Source organism: Paraburkholderia sp. BL18I3N2, assembly GCF_003001875.1.
Lineage (GTDB): Bacteria > Pseudomonadota > Gammaproteobacteria > Burkholderiales > Burkholderiaceae > Paraburkholderia > Paraburkholderia phytofirmans.
In genome coordinates this window covers 26,165-42,013 of sequence record NZ_PVNC01000032.1, presented here as the reverse complement: position 1 = coordinate 42,013, position 15,849 = coordinate 26,165, and the positions used below count along the sequence as shown (strand labels likewise).

The window sequence follows — 15,849 nt, the reverse complement described above, 5'->3', positions numbered from 1 at the left end:
TCAATCAGTTCGCCATTCTGTTCGGTGAGCGATTCACCGCCGCCATCAGCTGAGATTTTTAACCGGCCTCAGCACACGAAATTTCTGACACCTCCAAACTTTGCGCTCTTAGGCGCTTTCGGCCTAGACGTGGCCTTCTTCACCGGCACTTTCTTTGCCCGTGTCCTCTAAATCGCCGCCTTCTTTGCCGCCACCTTCTTTGCCGCCACCTTCTTTGCCGCCACCTTCTTTGCCGCCACCTTCTTTGCCGCTACCTTCTTTGCCGCTACCTTCTTTGCCGCTACCTTCTTTGCCGCTACCTTCTTTACCGCCATCTTCTTTACCGCCACCTTCTTTGCCGCCACCTTCTTTGCCGCCACCTTCTTTGCCGCCACCTTCTTTACCGCCACCTTCTTTACCGCCACCTTCTTTACCGCCATTTTTTTAACCGGCGCTTTCTTTGCCGCGGACTTTCTAGCCACTTCTGTCAGGGGCGTGCTCTTGACCACAGCCTTCTTCACCTGTGGCTTCGTTGCTACGGCTTTCTCGGTTGACGCAGACTGGTTAGCGACGAGGCGACCCGCCGTTGCCGTTGCCCTCGCCCTACTGTCGCCCACGTGTCGGGACCCCACGGCAGATCGAGGCACTCGGCGCAAACGATTCGTCGGCCTCTCCTCGGCGGCGGGCGTCGACGGGGGGACGGTCACACGTTTGGTTCCGAAGAGTTGTTGCGCCGCCTTTATTCTTGCTTCGGCGTCGGCGCTCGGCTGAGACCGCTGATACGCAATGAGCTCGGCAAAAGCGGGGGCCTCTTTTGCGGTGAGCGGCGTCGTGCCGTCAAGTTGCCTCTGGATAGAGCGAAGCTTGGCGAGTTCTTTCGCAGACCTGCGACCAGATTTGAGCTCAATCTCTCGTGCCTTCTCGCGTAGAGCAGCGACCTTCGGGGAGTCAAGCGTCTGCAGACCGATAAGCGGTGACAGAAACAGTTCAGAGAGACGCAAGCGACTTGGGTCGCCGACGAAGGGTACGAGCGTCGGGCCTGCAGCCTCACGGCGCACCACGAAAAGCTCTCCCTCTCCGCACTGCTGCACGGACAAGGGAGAGTGCGTTGTCGCGATGATCTGGAGATTCGGGAACGCACTGTCGAGAAAATCAACGAGATTGCGCTTCCACACGGGATGCAGGTGCAGATCCATCTCATCGATAAGCATGACGCCGCGCGCAGCTAGGGGGGCCTTAAAGTTTCTGAACGAGTCCGTCATCCGGAAAAGCAGATCCCCAGCCCAGGCTGCCATTGCCTGATAGCCTTCAGACAGTTGTCGCAAAGGAACATCGCCATCGACCGTTTTCATCACGACGGTCCGATTGGATTTGTCGATGCCCTTAAAGTGCATGCCAGGTAGGAGCTTGCCGAGCGCATCCGCGATGATGTTGCGACCTTTGGTGCCTTCGACGTAGTCGAGATCCATCGCCCATTCCTCAAGGCTGACCAGCCCGTCGCCGAAGGAGAACAGGGTAGCCAGTTGCGCTGCCCTGCCGCGCACATTGCTGGCGCTGAAGTTGCTCCGTCGAGTCAAGTCCGGCGGCCGGCGGAATGCGCCATAGCCAGCGATGAAATAGTTGCGATCGGCCTTGCGAAGGGCGACGTCTAGTTGTCGAAGCCCGTATTCGTTTCCTATTATGACGGTGTCACGCCCATCCCCGCGGTTGAGCACCAATGTGAGCTTGCGCTCATCACCCTCTGCGGTGCAGATGGTCGCGCTAATGGTGGCTTGCTTCGCATCGTTGTGAATCCACTGATCAGTCGATCCAAGAAGGTCCGGCAGCGCCTCTGAACCCGCAAGCAGCAGTCCGATTGACTTGAGGACTGTGCTCTTTCCACATCCGTTTTCACCCAGAAGTACAGTCCAGCGCCGGGTCTTCTTATGCCCGTTGGTGCTCCGAAAGTCGAGAGACATGTGTCGTATCGCCCGGATATTCGTCAGCTCTAGATCAACGAGATACATGTATTCCTCGATACTTGCTATTTGCGAGCCATAGGCTCATGGTCGGCAGATGTTACATGAACGTATCGGAAATAGTCGCTTCGATGAAGTCGTGCGAGACGCTCGTGCATCAGCCGGTCGGTGCTTCCAATCATTCTGGTTTGAGTGTTTCCGACCGTTCTTTGTCTTATTCGACCATCTTTTCCCGGCGTCGAGACGGTCTACATGGTTCTGGACTTCCCGGGACCACGCAAAATCGGCCTCACGCCCAAGGTCACGCACAAGCCTGACGACCTTCGCGCGGTGGCAGTGCCTCGAATATTCGTCCAGCACGTCGGCACGCAGGCTCACCATCAGGTTTCCAGCTTCCTTAAGCGACTGACCTTTGCCTGACATTGCTGGCGAGTTCCAGAATGGCACGCTCGGGCACCGAGACCTTGACCTCTGGATCTCCAGCGGGAAGTGGCTTGAGGCCCTTTTCGTAGGGCATATCGTCGTCGAACAAGGTAGTGGTCTGGAATGCATAGGCAGATGCTGGCCCACCCAGGACGGGATGCGACAGGGCTGCTGGCGCCAGAGCACCACCTTTTCGCGAAACGCGATGTTGTGACGCACTCCCTGCCAGGAGAGGCGGTTTTTCCCCCTACATGGAGACCGGCAATGCGACGGGTCAAGAAAACGATCGTCCCGTCCCGTGTCAGGGTATCTCCGGTCAGGAGGTAGACGCCCTGTGAAAGCCGTTTCAGCCGCCCGGACTTGACCATGTGCGACGCGAGCGCAGCGCTGATTCCCATCGCCCGGAGCATGCCGGAATCGATCGGATGGCCGCGCCGGCTCTCCAGCATCAGCCGCTGGACGGTCCTGTTGCTCATGGGTTCCTAGAAGCTGCGTTATCTGCCTGCAGTATATGGGGCAGCCTCGTTGATTATCTGCAATTTTTAAACGCTCTACACAAACCTGCCAAGGTTAGGTGGTGTGGCCGGGGATCAGCCCACAGCATTTTCGTAACAGTCGCCCAGTGGCTGGGTGATATCAGGGATGTGTGCTGAACGGTTGCCCGCAAAACAGGCAGGGAACGACCAGGAATCCCGATTGCGCGGCGGGAACCGGGGAAAGCGGCCCAAACCGCGCGTAATACATCCCGCCGCAGACGACATTACCGTCACAATCACTCCGGGAGGGGCGGCGCGTCACGTCATCCCGCTTCGACGACGGCCATCCAGCGAAAGCGAACGCAGCGCCAGACGGCGTGAAACCGATGCACGTGGCCCACACAACAGCCGGGACCCGACGCACGAACAAGGAATTTGCGATATCGGGGTATGAGTCTTCCCGACCGAATCCGGCTAGTCGACGTATGTCGAGCACAATGGCGGGGTGCGAACCAGCGCTGAACATGTTCAACACATGTCCGCCGCACCATCTTGATTCTCGGCGAGCGCCTTGACCCGCCAGAAGACACCACCCGGCTTTCAATCACCCTGAATGGCTTCGTTCGAAGCGTACGAAGCGACGGTGGAGCCCGACCGGGTGCTTAAACTGAGGGATAGTGCAACGCATGACAAGGTTAGCCTTATTCATGCTGCATGAGCCGCGCTAGTTAGAGAGCATCCCAGGAGACGGTACGCACGGAGGCAGCCGTTACGCCAAATCTATGTATGCGCCTGGACTTTTCTTCAGCATCTTCGCGGCAGGCCAACGTCCAGCGTGCCCTACGCAGCGCTGGTACAGCAAGCATTGCTTCGAAATACGGTTCATCGACGTCGGACAGCGAATGACCTAGCACGACAACCTCCTCGACTTCACGCATCAACGCGAAGAAATCGCAATGAGCCTGGACTATTTGGGCCGAAGGCTTAAAGGTCTGCGAAAAATAGTCATCGAGGATGTCGTGCGCTTCTGCCAGGCGGACGTCGATCTCCTCGATGTCTGGCCGGTCATTGAGCGATCGACGGCGTTCGGGATGCCACGCATGCCCGAGAATTAACTCGCTATCAGGCAAATCTGCATTGCCGTGAATGTGGAGGACGTTGGCGTCGGCCACGCCGTATATTTCGCGCAACGTCTTCGTGTAGTTGAACGTCAGGAAGATCGCTTCCTTGTCCAGAGAATGCAAACGCCGCCGAACAGTTGTTGTCGTTGGAATGGGCAATTGCCGTATCCACTCGCCGAAAAGAAACCGTAGCCCGCCGGAAAGACGCTCAACGACACGTTCGACTTCGTATTGAAAATCATGATGGCCGGAATCACTCCAGTCATCGTCTCCATAGCCCCCCATAAATTGCCCAAGGCTTTCAATGACGTGGTCAACATCAATCTCTCCGAATGCCGCCTCCAGATCGCTCCAGTTCTCCCCTGCAGGCAGATAGCTTTCCACGGCGTCGAACACGTCACGACCATGCAACCGAACGTAATCCCTGAAGCACGAATAGCTCGACGGAATTCCGTGCCAGAGATCGAAGCCATTACCGATCACGTAAAGCGTACGGGATATCATCGATGGACCTCTTTTCAGAGTGCGACAGCGTGAATGCTCTCAGGCGAAAACCATTGTTCCAGCGTGCCCATCGCGACCGGCGACAGCAGCTGTGTGAATAGCAATGCGAGGCGTCGCTTGGGGCGAGAACACGCAACATAGAAAAGATTGCGGTTTCGCTCGAAAAACTCCACCCTCGCTGCCGGAATCGCTTCGCCAGCCGCAAGCCCGAGCATTTCGCCAAAGTTATACTGGTTCCATCCCCGACCGATAACAACCAGGACGTTGTCGAATTCGGCACCCTTCACCCCATGCTTGGTCTCAAAGGGAGAATGACCGTCCAGGTACGCCCGCAATGCCGATATCTCCGCGTATGGGACAGCGCGCAGCCGCTCGACTTCGGCAAGCCTTTCCGGCATCTCCTCGCCGGCCGCCCGATCGAAGCCGCGCAGTTCACGCTCACGCTTTTCAATCGCGTCAGGAAGCCGGGGCTTGCGTCGATCGAGAAGATGATCAATGACGTCTCCAACAGTGCCCGTCGCCCGAAGCTCCAGGACGCGGGTCATTGCATTATGCCAGGCCGCCTTGTCTGCATGGCTATGAAGAAGTGGAGTCGTGCCGCCGAGCGCCTCGAACATCGCCCCGAACCGGTTTGCCGCGAACGCGTCACAGGCTGGTTCGAGTTCATCCACGAGATAGGCGATATGCGGATGCTCCTTCTTGGTGAAAGCGTCGTTGTAGCGAAATACGGTTGGCAGGTTCGTGTAGCCCTGCTCGGTTGCGAGCAGCCTGTGCGTCAACATCAGGATCTTCGTGCTCCCAGGTGCCACGTTCCATCCGTGCTGCGTCAGGACCCCCTTGACGCGCTCAAGCGCCTCGTGACCAACTTCCGCGGGAAGGTCACCGGACCAATGTCCACCCGTTCGGCGTTGCCCCACCCAGCCGTTGGTATGGAAAACGCTCACCTGGCCCACGGAATCCGGGTCCCTGACTTCCTGGCGCAACTCAGGCCGCATCCGGTTAAGGCAATCCACGATCGTCTTGACCGACCGGAAGTTGGCTTCCTTTCCAATCTCCGTTACGGACTCGTGCTCAAGCCGGCCGCAGCCATCACCATAGATTTTCTGCCAGTGATCTCCGAAGAAGCCGAACGGCGGCCCATCCGGATTGCTTAAAAAGAGCCGCTTGATCGCCTCGACCCAATCTTTGTCAGTGTCCTGATATTCGTCCACCAGTATGATGGGAAAGCGATCCGCAACCATCCGACGGAATTTCAAGTACTCCATCAGGGAAATCGTGAGAGGCAGCACATCGTCATGGTGGATCGATACACGGTCCTCGCGAATTGCGCGGTGCCCCAGGCTGTACTCGACCACGCGGCTGCCGAGAGTGCCGCCGACCTCTGCAAGTCGCTCCTGCCAATGCGGCATTGCCTCCACCAGGGACCGCAACTGCTTCTGGAAACCGCTAATCAGGGACCAGCAGAAGGCGTGGTTGGTCTCGCAATACACCAACGGGCTCTTGTCAGTACGAGCAGCAATCTCGTCTCTAGCAACATTCGTGAATGTAATACACGCAATCTGCTGATTCTTCTTCGGGAAACTATGCTGGTTTCGCTCGATGAGATACTGCAACGCCTTGATCAGGGAATAGGTCTTGCCGGCACCCGCCCCGGCTTCGAGCCGGAAACTGCGTCCTTCATCCAGACATTGAAACATTGCAAAGAGGGCACGTCGACTCGCCAACTCGGCGGGCGATTGGACATCAGCCATGAGGAGCGGCCTCCGCCTTCGCAACGATAGCGTCTGCTGCCAAAGCCAGCGCAGGATCGGACAGATCGGGTTCGATGCCGGCTGCCAGCCATCGCACGCCGTCAACAAGATACCTCGGAGCACGCCACCCTTTCTCCTCGATGGCATACTTGAGCGCGAAATCCGATTTCTTGAATTCGCCTGCCTTGCCACGGGCCGCGAGCTCCAACTCTTCCCTTGTATTGCCCGTCAGCCCAAACAACGCCTGATTTGCGAGGATGAAGGCGTCCTCGAACGTCCGCCCACATGGACCGCTTTCCACTTCCGCACATTGATAGGTGATGCGATTGCCCTCTTTTATTTTGTCGGCCTCGCCCTTGGCCAACAGTCCCCCGAGGGTGAATGGATCGTCATCCGAAAACCACGCCTTCAGGCAGGCGTTGCTTGAATAGGTTCCCTTGTGGACCTCGCACGCCGAACCGCCCGCTTTTTCCACAGCGTCCAGGTCGGTGATAATCAAGCTGCGGAGTTCGAGGAAGTGCAGAAGCTTGAAGAACAAATGTGCATACGCGCCTCCCACTTCTATCGTGGTGACGTACTGGCTGGACAATTTCGGGGAGTCGGGCTCAGCTTCTTCGAGTTTCCCGATAACGACCGGCAAAAGAAGACGTTCGCTCAAGCCTTCAACCAGAATGGCCTTGTCTGCAAAAAAGAGATCACAACGCGTCAGTGTCATGTACTGGTGTAGGAACTTCCTGTCAGGCTCGGAAACGCCATCCAGCCCCCTGCGCAGATCCTTGATCCTCGTCTGCCGGACGCCGGCTTGCGCTCCAGGCACGTCCCTTCCGAGGAAGTAACGGATACTTTCGAAACCCGCTTCGTTTGCGACGTGTGACGAATGCGTAGAAACGACGAACTGGACCGGCCAGGGTGTCTTGTCTTCTGTACTGTCCACCAGCAACTGGGCCGTTTTGGCGAGTTGCCGGATGAATACCTCCTGCATCTGGGGGTGCAGATGCGCCTCGGGCTCCTCGATGAAAATGAGATGGACACCAGGGGCCGTCGCCTCGGCGCGATAGGCTTTGTAGAAGCCCGCCAATTGCAGGAGGATGAAGATCAGATTGCGCGCACCGAGGCCGTTGTACGATTCAGGCAACGCGACACCGCTATAGCCGGCGTAGCGAACTTTCGTGAAATTGGACAGCAGTTTTCGTACGTCAAGAAGGGTCTCCGTATGCAGCTCCTGATTGCCTAATCCGGGGTACCCGAAGCTCTTAAGGGCAGGGATCAATCCCTTCAGTTGGCCACCGAAGTTGGTATCAATCTGCGACTGAATACCCTGGACGGCTTCCGTCAGGGAATCTGCGATCTGTTTGTCGGCCGCATCTGCCGAAGCCGATGACGCCGTTGCGAATAGAAGCTCGACAGTCTTGGCAAGTACGTCCGACTCCCGTGACGTGATGTCATCCAGACCACGCTGCGCGTTGATGAAACCCGTCTTGACCAGACCCTTCACTGCGCCCGGAAGGAGATGTCGCTGGTTTCCAGCATCATTGGGGTCTTCCGCCCATATGCGCGTTGCATAGTTCCCGGGTATCCGGTCCCGCAACGTACGAAAAAACGTTAGTCGGGTTTCGGCGGACAACGGTGTCGCTGGCAGGCCATCGAAAAACTGCGAAAGCTGACCGTCTTTCAGCTCGTAGCGGACCACAACAAGCGCCTCGGTACAGTCAGGGTCGAGGTCGATGACAAAAGGACTCAGCGGACCCAGTTGCGGCGTATTCGGGTCGTACTGGAAAGTCAGTCGCAGCTCGATGTAGGGGATGAGCGCCCGGACGGTATCGTCGTGTTCGCCGTTACTCCGGGCCTCCCAGGCCTGACGAAAGTCCTCATAGCAGGAGCTGGAAAAATCTTCAAGCTGAAACTGCGCGCTGCCATCGGCGAGTAGCCGTCGGATGACTTCAGAAAGAGATGTCTTGCCGCTGTTGTTGCGGCCGACAACGACGGTAGTAAGGTCTTCCAAAGCAAGGTCGACGTCCGAGAGAAGGCGGAAGTTCTTTATCTGGGCACGGCGCAACTTCATTTATCCCCCGAGTTAGCATTTGAAGTGCTGGTTTCGCGTATGGTAGTTCATAAATTCCATGGTCTGGGGGCGATCGATCTAAAGGTATCTAGTAAGCTCGGCCGCGAATCGCATTGAACTTTGGCCAGTAACCAATGATTGTCAGTTGATAACTTCAGGTTAGCGGGAGCTGTGGGAATTCGCCGCCATCAGTTGATGAATGTCAACAAGGAAGGTGCAGCTGCGAAAGCGCCGTCGAACGACGGTAGATCGATGTTTGGGCGAGCAGATTGCGAATCCCGCGACCAGAATCTTTTGCCTTGCGGGACACCGTGCGAGTACTGCAGGCAACGCAACTCACGCCCTGGCAGCAAGGACCCTCTTCACCCAGCAATACTCGGCGTGGCGGACGGTAAGACCCCGTGCGCGAAGCGTGGCATCCAACAGGCGGCGGGTGGGCTTTTGACCGACTGCCTCCAGTTCCCTGACGGCTTCATGGACCAGCGCTTCGATGCGCTGATGTCTTTGCACCCGACGGGCCTCGGCCGCCTCGCTCTTCGCTTTACGTGCGCGCTCACTAATGCGCGCCGCCCTGACCGGAAACCGCCTGCGTAACTCGCTCGGATCAACCCCGACCTTCCGTGCCGTAGCAGCCCAGCTCTGGTTATAGTCAGAGCGCCCGACGCACGCATCGAGGTACGCTGCAATGGCACCCCAGTCCCTGCCAACGACGACTCGCCCTTTGCTCGCCGACGCCATAGACACCGAGCGCGACGGTGGCTTCGCCATGTGCCAAACGTTCGGGTCGCCAGTGAACCATGCCGCGAGCGGTATCCCGCAGTTCCAGCTGAGCTGGATCAGGGCGGGGAGCGACGGCAAGTTGACAGCGTTGCGCCATTCAGAAAGACTGGACGTTGCCTTCTCGCAAAGCTTCGCGAATTCCTTTGCGCTGCCGTCACACAGCGCATCGATGCCGGCATTGATCATCGTTGTCACCGAGGCCTGCGACACGGTCCCCGTCTGCTCCGGCGACAGGTCGAGCAGGTCCGACAGCTGCCGGGAGGTCCATCCCTCGCGCCAGTTATCTGGCGACGGATTTTGCTGGAAGAGTTCCCGCTTTGCCCTCGCGCCCAGCCAGCCATGGCATCGGCCATACATGCCGGACACGGCCCTTCGGGTCAGCTCACGCTGGTGCACGTAGCCGCACGTGACGCATTGCGACCGCAGCTCGACCTCGTGGACCGGGCAATGGGTCACCAGTCTGAGCGACCACAGCAAGCGTTCATAGATGGGCGAACCGCGTTCGAGATCGTCTTGCAGGCACGCGCTGCACCAGCGGCGTTGGCGTGTCATCAGACCGGCGGGATCGTTCAGTACCGGCGCGAACGGGAGCAGCGTCAGCCCCGCCATGTCCGTCCGACCTGCCAGATGATTGACCCTGTCACTCCAGTACCGGGCCATGTCGCCGGTCGCGTTGACCAGTTCAGGGCACTGTCCGGTAGCGAAAGGCCGCCGTTCCCGACTGCCTCCGGGCCCGGTCCGTTCGGGCCAGACCAGAAGGTCCCGGATCACGCGATCCACCGGCACCATGGATTCATTGGCCATTCTCACGACGAAGTTGCTCAGCTTCTGCCGCCCGGAGCCGTGCGCGACGGCCGGCTCGCTCCGGAAGCTCGCCCGAGGAGGTACTTGCGCATCGATGAGGAGCAATGCACTCACCGGGCGTTCCCGTTCCGGTTCGTCCCTCTCCCGTGCACGGCGGCACGACGTCCGAGCGTCGAAAGTTCGCCTGCGAGCCTGCTGCGAACGGACGCGAACACCTTGGTGGCTGCGAACCAGTCGATGCAAAATCCCAGTTCACGTAAGGCCTGTCGCACTTTCAGCTGATCTGGATAGATCTGGCGACTGATGAGTTCTTGCATGCACTGAACCGTGGCTTCTTCAAAGGCCAGCGCCCGCGCCCGCTGCCGGGCGTCTGCCGCTTCGCGCCTGCGCTGCAGGCCCGCGTCACGAATCCGGGCTGCTAGGTCAGGAAAGCGTGCTCGCAGAAGCGAAGGACGAATCCCTTGCGCTTGCGCCGCAGCGTGCCAGCTTTCATAAGGTTGATCACTGTCAATCGATCCCTTCAGGTTGCGCTCGATCCGTGCCCAGTCGCAGCCGCGCAGCGGTTTGCGACGAGATTTTGATGGCAGGAACTCCACGGATACTTCGCTTCTTGGGGTTGTCGCAGCCACGTCTTTATCTCCCGCCAGCAATGAACGCAACGGCATCTGAAGCACCCATGAAAGGCGGACCAAGGCACTCAGTGTCGGCAGCGAACGCCCCTGCAGCCAGACATCCACCGTGATTTTCGGAAATCGCGCATGCCTGCAGAGCTCCATCCTGTTGCCACGATAGGCTGTCGCAATCACGCCTGGCAGCAATCCGACCGCTCGGTCTCTTGACAGCAAGGCAGCGCTTTCCCGATCCAGCGCCAGCAGGTTGGCGAAATCCCTGGCCACCCATATCTCGTATGCTCCTAACGCCGTCTGGCTGTCGACCGCGTTAGGTTCCGACTGCTTGCGGCCCAGCCAACTTTTGCAGGCGCCGCAAAAACCCGACTGCGTGTGCCGGCTTAGTTCGCTGAGCTGCGAGATACCGCACTTCGGGCAGGCGGTTTCGAGTCTCGTCAGATGCAGTGGGCAAACGGGGACGTACGAAATAGACCACAACAGGCGCTCATACGGGTACCCACCTTCGGCAACGTCGCCGTACAGGCATTGCGGACACCAGCGCCGCCGTTTTGACATCACGCCAGGTGTCTCGCCAAAGGCATGCGCCAACGGTAACAGGGTCAAGTCGTCGAGGTCTTCTCGACCCACAAGCGGCGACACCGCCGACACCCACAGCCGCGCGGAGGGTCCGCTGCCATTGATCAGGTCGAGTCGCATGCATTTGCCGAAACGCCCGGTTCTCTTGTGCGCCCGCCAATCCACATAGCTGTCCAGGATAGCCTGAGGCCGTACGCGCGCTGCGGCGGCGACGTCCAGCAGATAGCTGCTCAGACGCTGCCGTTGCCATGTCCCCAGCCCCCGCGGCTCAGCCTTGAACGGCGCACGCGGAGGGACAACGAACAGCGTGTCCGTGTGGATCATTGCCCGATTGGCTTGCGGCTTGGCTTAGGCTTGCCTATGTGCGCCTTCTTGCCTGTTTTGGGCACCTTGTCATCAGCCGTTTTGCTGGCCGCTGGTTCGTGGTCATTGCCGACCCGGTCATCGTCGGGATGGCGACGTTGTTCGACCTTCTGATACCCGTTATACATCTCTATCCTCATTGTTTCGAGCTGCGCCGGCTTGTAGAAGGCGCGCTTCAGCACGTCCCCATCAATGGGTTGTTTCGTCCTGCAGTGTTCGCCTAAAGCCCGCAACAGAATGTACTTGAGGTGACCTATGGTCCTGAGCGACTGCTCGGCCAGCCGGTCAATATGATTCTGCAGATTGCAGGGGGGATCCACAGGCATGCAGTTCTGCAAGGCGATCACGGCCTTGCCGAACGATTCTTCTTCCGATTTAAAGTAGCCCCGCATATGCACGACCTGCCCACGGCGAGCCAGTTGTCCAGTTTCCAGAACGAGATCGTAGAGGTCATAGGCACCGCTCAGGACAAGCAGCGTATGCACCTTGTTGACGATCGAGCGCAGGGTATTGGCCTGCCGCCTGACTCCCTGCCGCGGAGACACGAATACACTGGAGGCTTCGTCGACAAAGATCATGGATGGCTGACGGTCTGCGACCCCGCGACGAAGCCGCTGGCGCAGCATCCGGAGGGTTGGTCGACCCGCAACTGAAAATAGCGGCAGCACGAGTTCGCGTCCGGCGATGATGCGCCTGACCTCCGGCAGCGTGTCTCCGATCAGTGGCACCTGCAGGACCTTGAGTATCATTTGGTAGAAGTCCTCCCAGTCAAACCTGTCGGATTCGGGCGCCCAGGCTTCAACAAGGGCCGCCGGGATCGTGTGCAGGTCACCCGGATACTGTTCGAAGAACTCCCTGTTCATCCTGCTGCAGGCGGTATCTCCGATGGAACTCTTTCCGGCCCCCGCCGGACCAACCAGCACGACCATGCTTCCCCTCAGTCCGCTTTTCGCATGATCGTCAATCTGTTCAAGCGTGTCGTCAAACAGATCATGCTCAATGATCACCCCCTCGAAGAATTCCAGCTTCTCCTTGGTGGTTGCGTGCTCAAGCCCTGGCGGATAGAGTGCAGGCTGCTGTCTAGTAACGTGCGCCACGGTACCCTCCGGCGAGTAATCCCTTCATCGTTTCAACCAGCGCCGAGTCGCGGCTGTCGCGGGCGCCCGCTCCTTCCTCCCCGACTGGAGCCGCAGGAGGATTATCCGCGCCAGCGTGGTGGGGTAGTGCGGGTTCGGGCGTTACCTGGTCGAGGTCGACGTCGTCATTCGCCGATGATTCCATCTGCGCGATCAGTCGGGAAACGCGCATGTTCGCGTCGCTCTGGGAGTCACGCGTGAGGCTTTCAAGCATCCGCCGCTCTTCCAGATGGGCCATATTGAAGAAGGTGGACGCTTGCCAAGTGCCGTCGTCCTTGCCCAATATCGTGGGAATCCATTCGTTATCCACGAACACGTAAATCACTTTCGGATCTAACGGGTGGTACTTCGTTGGCACAACGAGACCGTGAAACATCGGGGACTCGAGCCGGGCGTTGTGGTACTGGCCGTAGTTGGCCCGTACACCGCGCTGTGCGTCGATCGTGCGAGTGTGCCCCCTCACGGAGGGAAACGCATGCGGGATACAGTCTTCAAATCTTTTCAGGCGATTCAGTCGCTGGCCCGAGCGTTCCAGTCCTGCTTCGAATTTCGCTGCCGGCGACATCAGCAATGTGCCATGCCGGCGCTTTTCATAGATGTCACAAAATATCTCCTCCAGTCCGTCATACAGTTCCGCAAGGGTATATTTCGCATGGCCGGACGGATCCGTTTCCCTGGTCATTTGCCGGATATTCCGGCGCGCCTTGGTATTGCCATCCAGTTGATGAATCAGCATCGTCTGTGTGAATCCAAACATCCTTTCGAGCAACGCGCCATCACGCGGTGCAGAGCACTTGCGGGGGTGACGCTCCACCCTCAAAAAGCTTAGTATTCCTTCAAAATCGACCGAAAAAAATTCTGCCCCGCCGTCGTAGATAATGCCGTCGGGAACCCTGCCAGTCCGGCGGATCATATCCAGGACAGCGGCCATGCAGCTGATATACCGCGGACTCAGTAGCGCCAGGTAAAAGCCAATGACCCGACGGCTGAATGCACAGACCACGAGGGTCAGCGTGGGACGACCGAGTCCCTCTCCCGTTTCCTCGGAAATAACTTCGATCTCAAGCGGCGTGTGATCGATGTGCACCCATTGCATGGGGAAGTCACCGTGAACCGGCGTGTCCCGCTCCAGCCACCAGTAGAACGGTTGGGCCTGATAGGCGGCCTTGCGACCCTCCCGCAGCGCGACGGTCCTGACGGAGGCTGCCTTCAAGACTCGTCTCAGAAACGTCTGTTTTGAGATCTCCTCCAGGCCATTGTCTTTCAGTTCATTCTTGAGGTCGCCGAAAACGGACCATTTGCCGCGGCCCTTGAGATCATCAAAACGCGTTTTGATGATCCGGCAAACGATCTTTTCAACTTGCGCATCGAGGCGCGGCGTACGGTTCCCGCGGTCGTGCCGGCCTGAAAGGAGCGCGATGGTTGGGTCAATGCCATGCGCAATGGCATCCTCACGCAGCCGCCGCCAGGTCCGATAACTCCGGTCCGAGTATTGCATCACCTCGGTGGTCCGCGTCCCGACCTCCCATTTTTCAAGCAGCGCAAGCTTCGCGTTTGCCTCATCGACATCCTTTGTGCTGGCGAACCGCAGGGGTGAATCCAGTCGCAGTGGATCGCGCGCGCTCGCGGGCTGCTGTTCCACGATCAGCGTTCCCTTGCGAACCGCGGCCTCGACCACTGCATGACGCATGCGGATCAACTGGCCGCCCTGATCCGGCTGCAGAATTAGCTCGAGGTTGCCCCGACTCACAATCGTGAACGGGTTACCAGAAATAAAGACGCGCGTCCCACTGGAAAAGTCGTCGGGCTCCCAGCGGTAACTGGCGGCGTGCGCTTCCGCCCATAGCCCCGACTGCCGATAGGCGTCCATGCTCTGCGCGTCCCGGAAAACCATGAAAATATCGGCATCCAGCACAAACGCGCGCGACAGGTCAGCCGTCAGTTCGCCATTGGCAATCGCCGCGAGGAAGTCATCCACCGTGCGATGTGGCAGGTCCTGCCGAAGTTCCTCGAGCGTCCCGTAGGCGTTGATCCTGAAATACTCGCGCAACTCGGACCGGAACCATGCGGGTGTGCTGACCGCGTCGACGAGATAGCTGCGCAAGAACTCCCGGTTGCGGCAGGCCAGCGGATCAAGGTCCAGATCCGAGCGCAGCCGATATTCAAGGCCAAGCCGCCGGGCGGCCTCTTCCAGGGGCGGGCTGCGTACCACGTCACCATCCCGGACAAATCGTCCGGGTTTGGATTTGCATTGGGCGACGAGCGAGCTGAACGGTGCCCAGTCCTCCCAGATGAAGCCGCCCGCTGTTATCAGAAGGAAACCGTTTGGCCAGTTAAACTGGACGGGACGCTTTCCCTTGCCCTCGTACTTCACATGTAACGCAAACGGACTGTCGAGATAGCCAAGAACATCGTTGCGAAACTGGTACATGATCGCCGCTTTCCGCTCAAGCGGATTCGCCGCGTGAATGACAAATCCCATCTTGGGGCACGGCAGGTCGGCCGGCGCACGAAAAGGCGTCACGGTCGTCCAGCGGGCGGGCTGCCTGAATCCCTCAACGATCAGCTCCCGTGTTCGCGCAGGCAGACTGTGCGTCTCAAAAAGCTCGAACATGACCTCGGAATCAAACTTCCGCATCAGTCCTCCAGAACACAGTAATTAAGCGTGGTAACTAACAATGCAATGTGAAAACCGATATGAGGAACCCGCCATGACAACCCTCCGGCCCCTGCGCCGGGTTTGCCGTCCGATGCGGCGCGTCACGTCGCTGAGTACAACAGTGCTGGACTGACACTCTGCCGCGTATCCCTTGCCGGCTTCAGGACGCCGACCGTGCGCCTGGCCGGTCGTTTCCCTCCAGCAACCCCACCCGATTAGCCTTGAGCGATCAGGGACCTGAGTCAGCCGACCATTTCCCGTAACAACCGTGTGCAGCGGACGCCAGGGCACTTCAACGCGCTCAAGAAGCACATGCCGACGAGGACATGCCGCGAACGGGTTCGCAGCTAGCGCTGGGCCGCCCTGGGGCGGTGCTCTCAAGTCATGATTCCGCGCGGATAATCGCAATTTAGGGAGGAGTCGGGGAGAAATCAATACGGCCGATGTGTCGTCGCCCCCCAACCAGGCAAGGGCTGACATGGCCGGTTCTCGCCAATAACACGCACACGTAAAGTGATATGGATACCTTATCGAACGACGGTTCTTTGCGTCACACGCTGCAACCGGCGACCTGCCGTAGATTTCACGATACCGGCTGTATCGATTGAATCCGGGTAGTCTTCCGTAA

The 15,849-nt window shown here is 58.7% G+C and carries 9 protein-coding genes and 1 pseudogene; all 10 read right to left on the bottom strand.

The genetic code is table 11. From position 1 onward, the window contains the following. Nucleotides 1–167: 167 nt before the first annotated feature. Nucleotides 168–1,985, bottom strand: a complete 1,818-nt coding sequence (locus B0G75_RS37800) for an AAA family ATPase (RefSeq protein ID WP_106314752.1) — start codon at nucleotides 1,983–1,985, stop codon at nucleotides 168–170. 36 nt (nucleotides 1,986–2,021) lie between these two features. After that, nucleotides 2,022–2,507: a type IV toxin-antitoxin system AbiEi family antitoxin domain-containing protein gene (locus B0G75_RS42155; protein ID WP_374956952.1), complete on the bottom strand. Its 486-nt coding sequence runs from the start codon at nucleotides 2,505–2,507 to the stop codon at nucleotides 2,022–2,024. 146 nt (nucleotides 2,508–2,653) lie between these two features. Further along, nucleotides 2,654–2,770, bottom strand: a pseudogene (locus B0G75_RS42150) (AbiEi antitoxin N-terminal domain-containing protein); the annotation flags it as partial. A 794-nt stretch (nucleotides 2,771–3,564) separates the two neighbouring features. After that, the gene (locus tag B0G75_RS37790; RefSeq protein WP_106314751.1) at nucleotides 3,565–4,461 is read right to left on the bottom strand and encodes a bacteriophage abortive infection AbiH family protein; all 897 of its coding nucleotides are present in this window, start codon (nucleotides 4,459–4,461) and stop codon (nucleotides 3,565–3,567) included. 14 nt (nucleotides 4,462–4,475) lie between these two features. Beyond that, the gene (locus B0G75_RS37785) at nucleotides 4,476–6,212 is read right to left on the bottom strand and encodes a UvrD-helicase domain-containing protein (protein ID WP_106314750.1); all 1,737 of its coding nucleotides are present in this window, start codon (nucleotides 6,210–6,212) and stop codon (nucleotides 4,476–4,478) included. After that, nucleotides 6,205–8,274, bottom strand: a complete 2,070-nt coding sequence (locus B0G75_RS37780; RefSeq protein ID WP_106314749.1) for an ATP-dependent endonuclease — start codon at nucleotides 8,272–8,274, stop codon at nucleotides 6,205–6,207. Before B0G75_RS37780 ends, B0G75_RS37785 begins: the two co-directional genes overlap by 8 nt. A gap of 336 nt (nucleotides 8,275–8,610) precedes the next feature. After that, nucleotides 8,611–9,972 (bottom strand): TniQ family protein, encoded by a 1,362-nt coding sequence (locus B0G75_RS37775; protein ID WP_106314748.1) that lies wholly within the window; start codon nucleotides 9,970–9,972, stop codon nucleotides 8,611–8,613. Further along, nucleotides 9,969–11,387, bottom strand: a complete 1,419-nt coding sequence (locus tag B0G75_RS37770) for a TniQ family protein (protein ID WP_106314747.1) — start codon at nucleotides 11,385–11,387, stop codon at nucleotides 9,969–9,971. The genes B0G75_RS37775 and B0G75_RS37770 overlap by 4 nt, the downstream gene beginning before the upstream one ends. Next, nucleotides 11,384–12,523 (bottom strand): ATP-binding protein, encoded by a 1,140-nt coding sequence (locus B0G75_RS37765; protein ID WP_106314746.1) that lies wholly within the window; start codon nucleotides 12,521–12,523, stop codon nucleotides 11,384–11,386. Before B0G75_RS37765 ends, B0G75_RS37770 begins: the two co-directional genes overlap by 4 nt. After that, a complete protein-coding gene (locus B0G75_RS37760; RefSeq protein ID WP_106314745.1) occupies nucleotides 12,507–15,200 on the bottom strand; it encodes a DDE-type integrase/transposase/recombinase in 2,694 nt (897 codons plus the stop codon). The genes B0G75_RS37765 and B0G75_RS37760 overlap by 17 nt, the downstream gene beginning before the upstream one ends. Nucleotides 15,201–15,849: the final 649 nt, after the last annotated feature.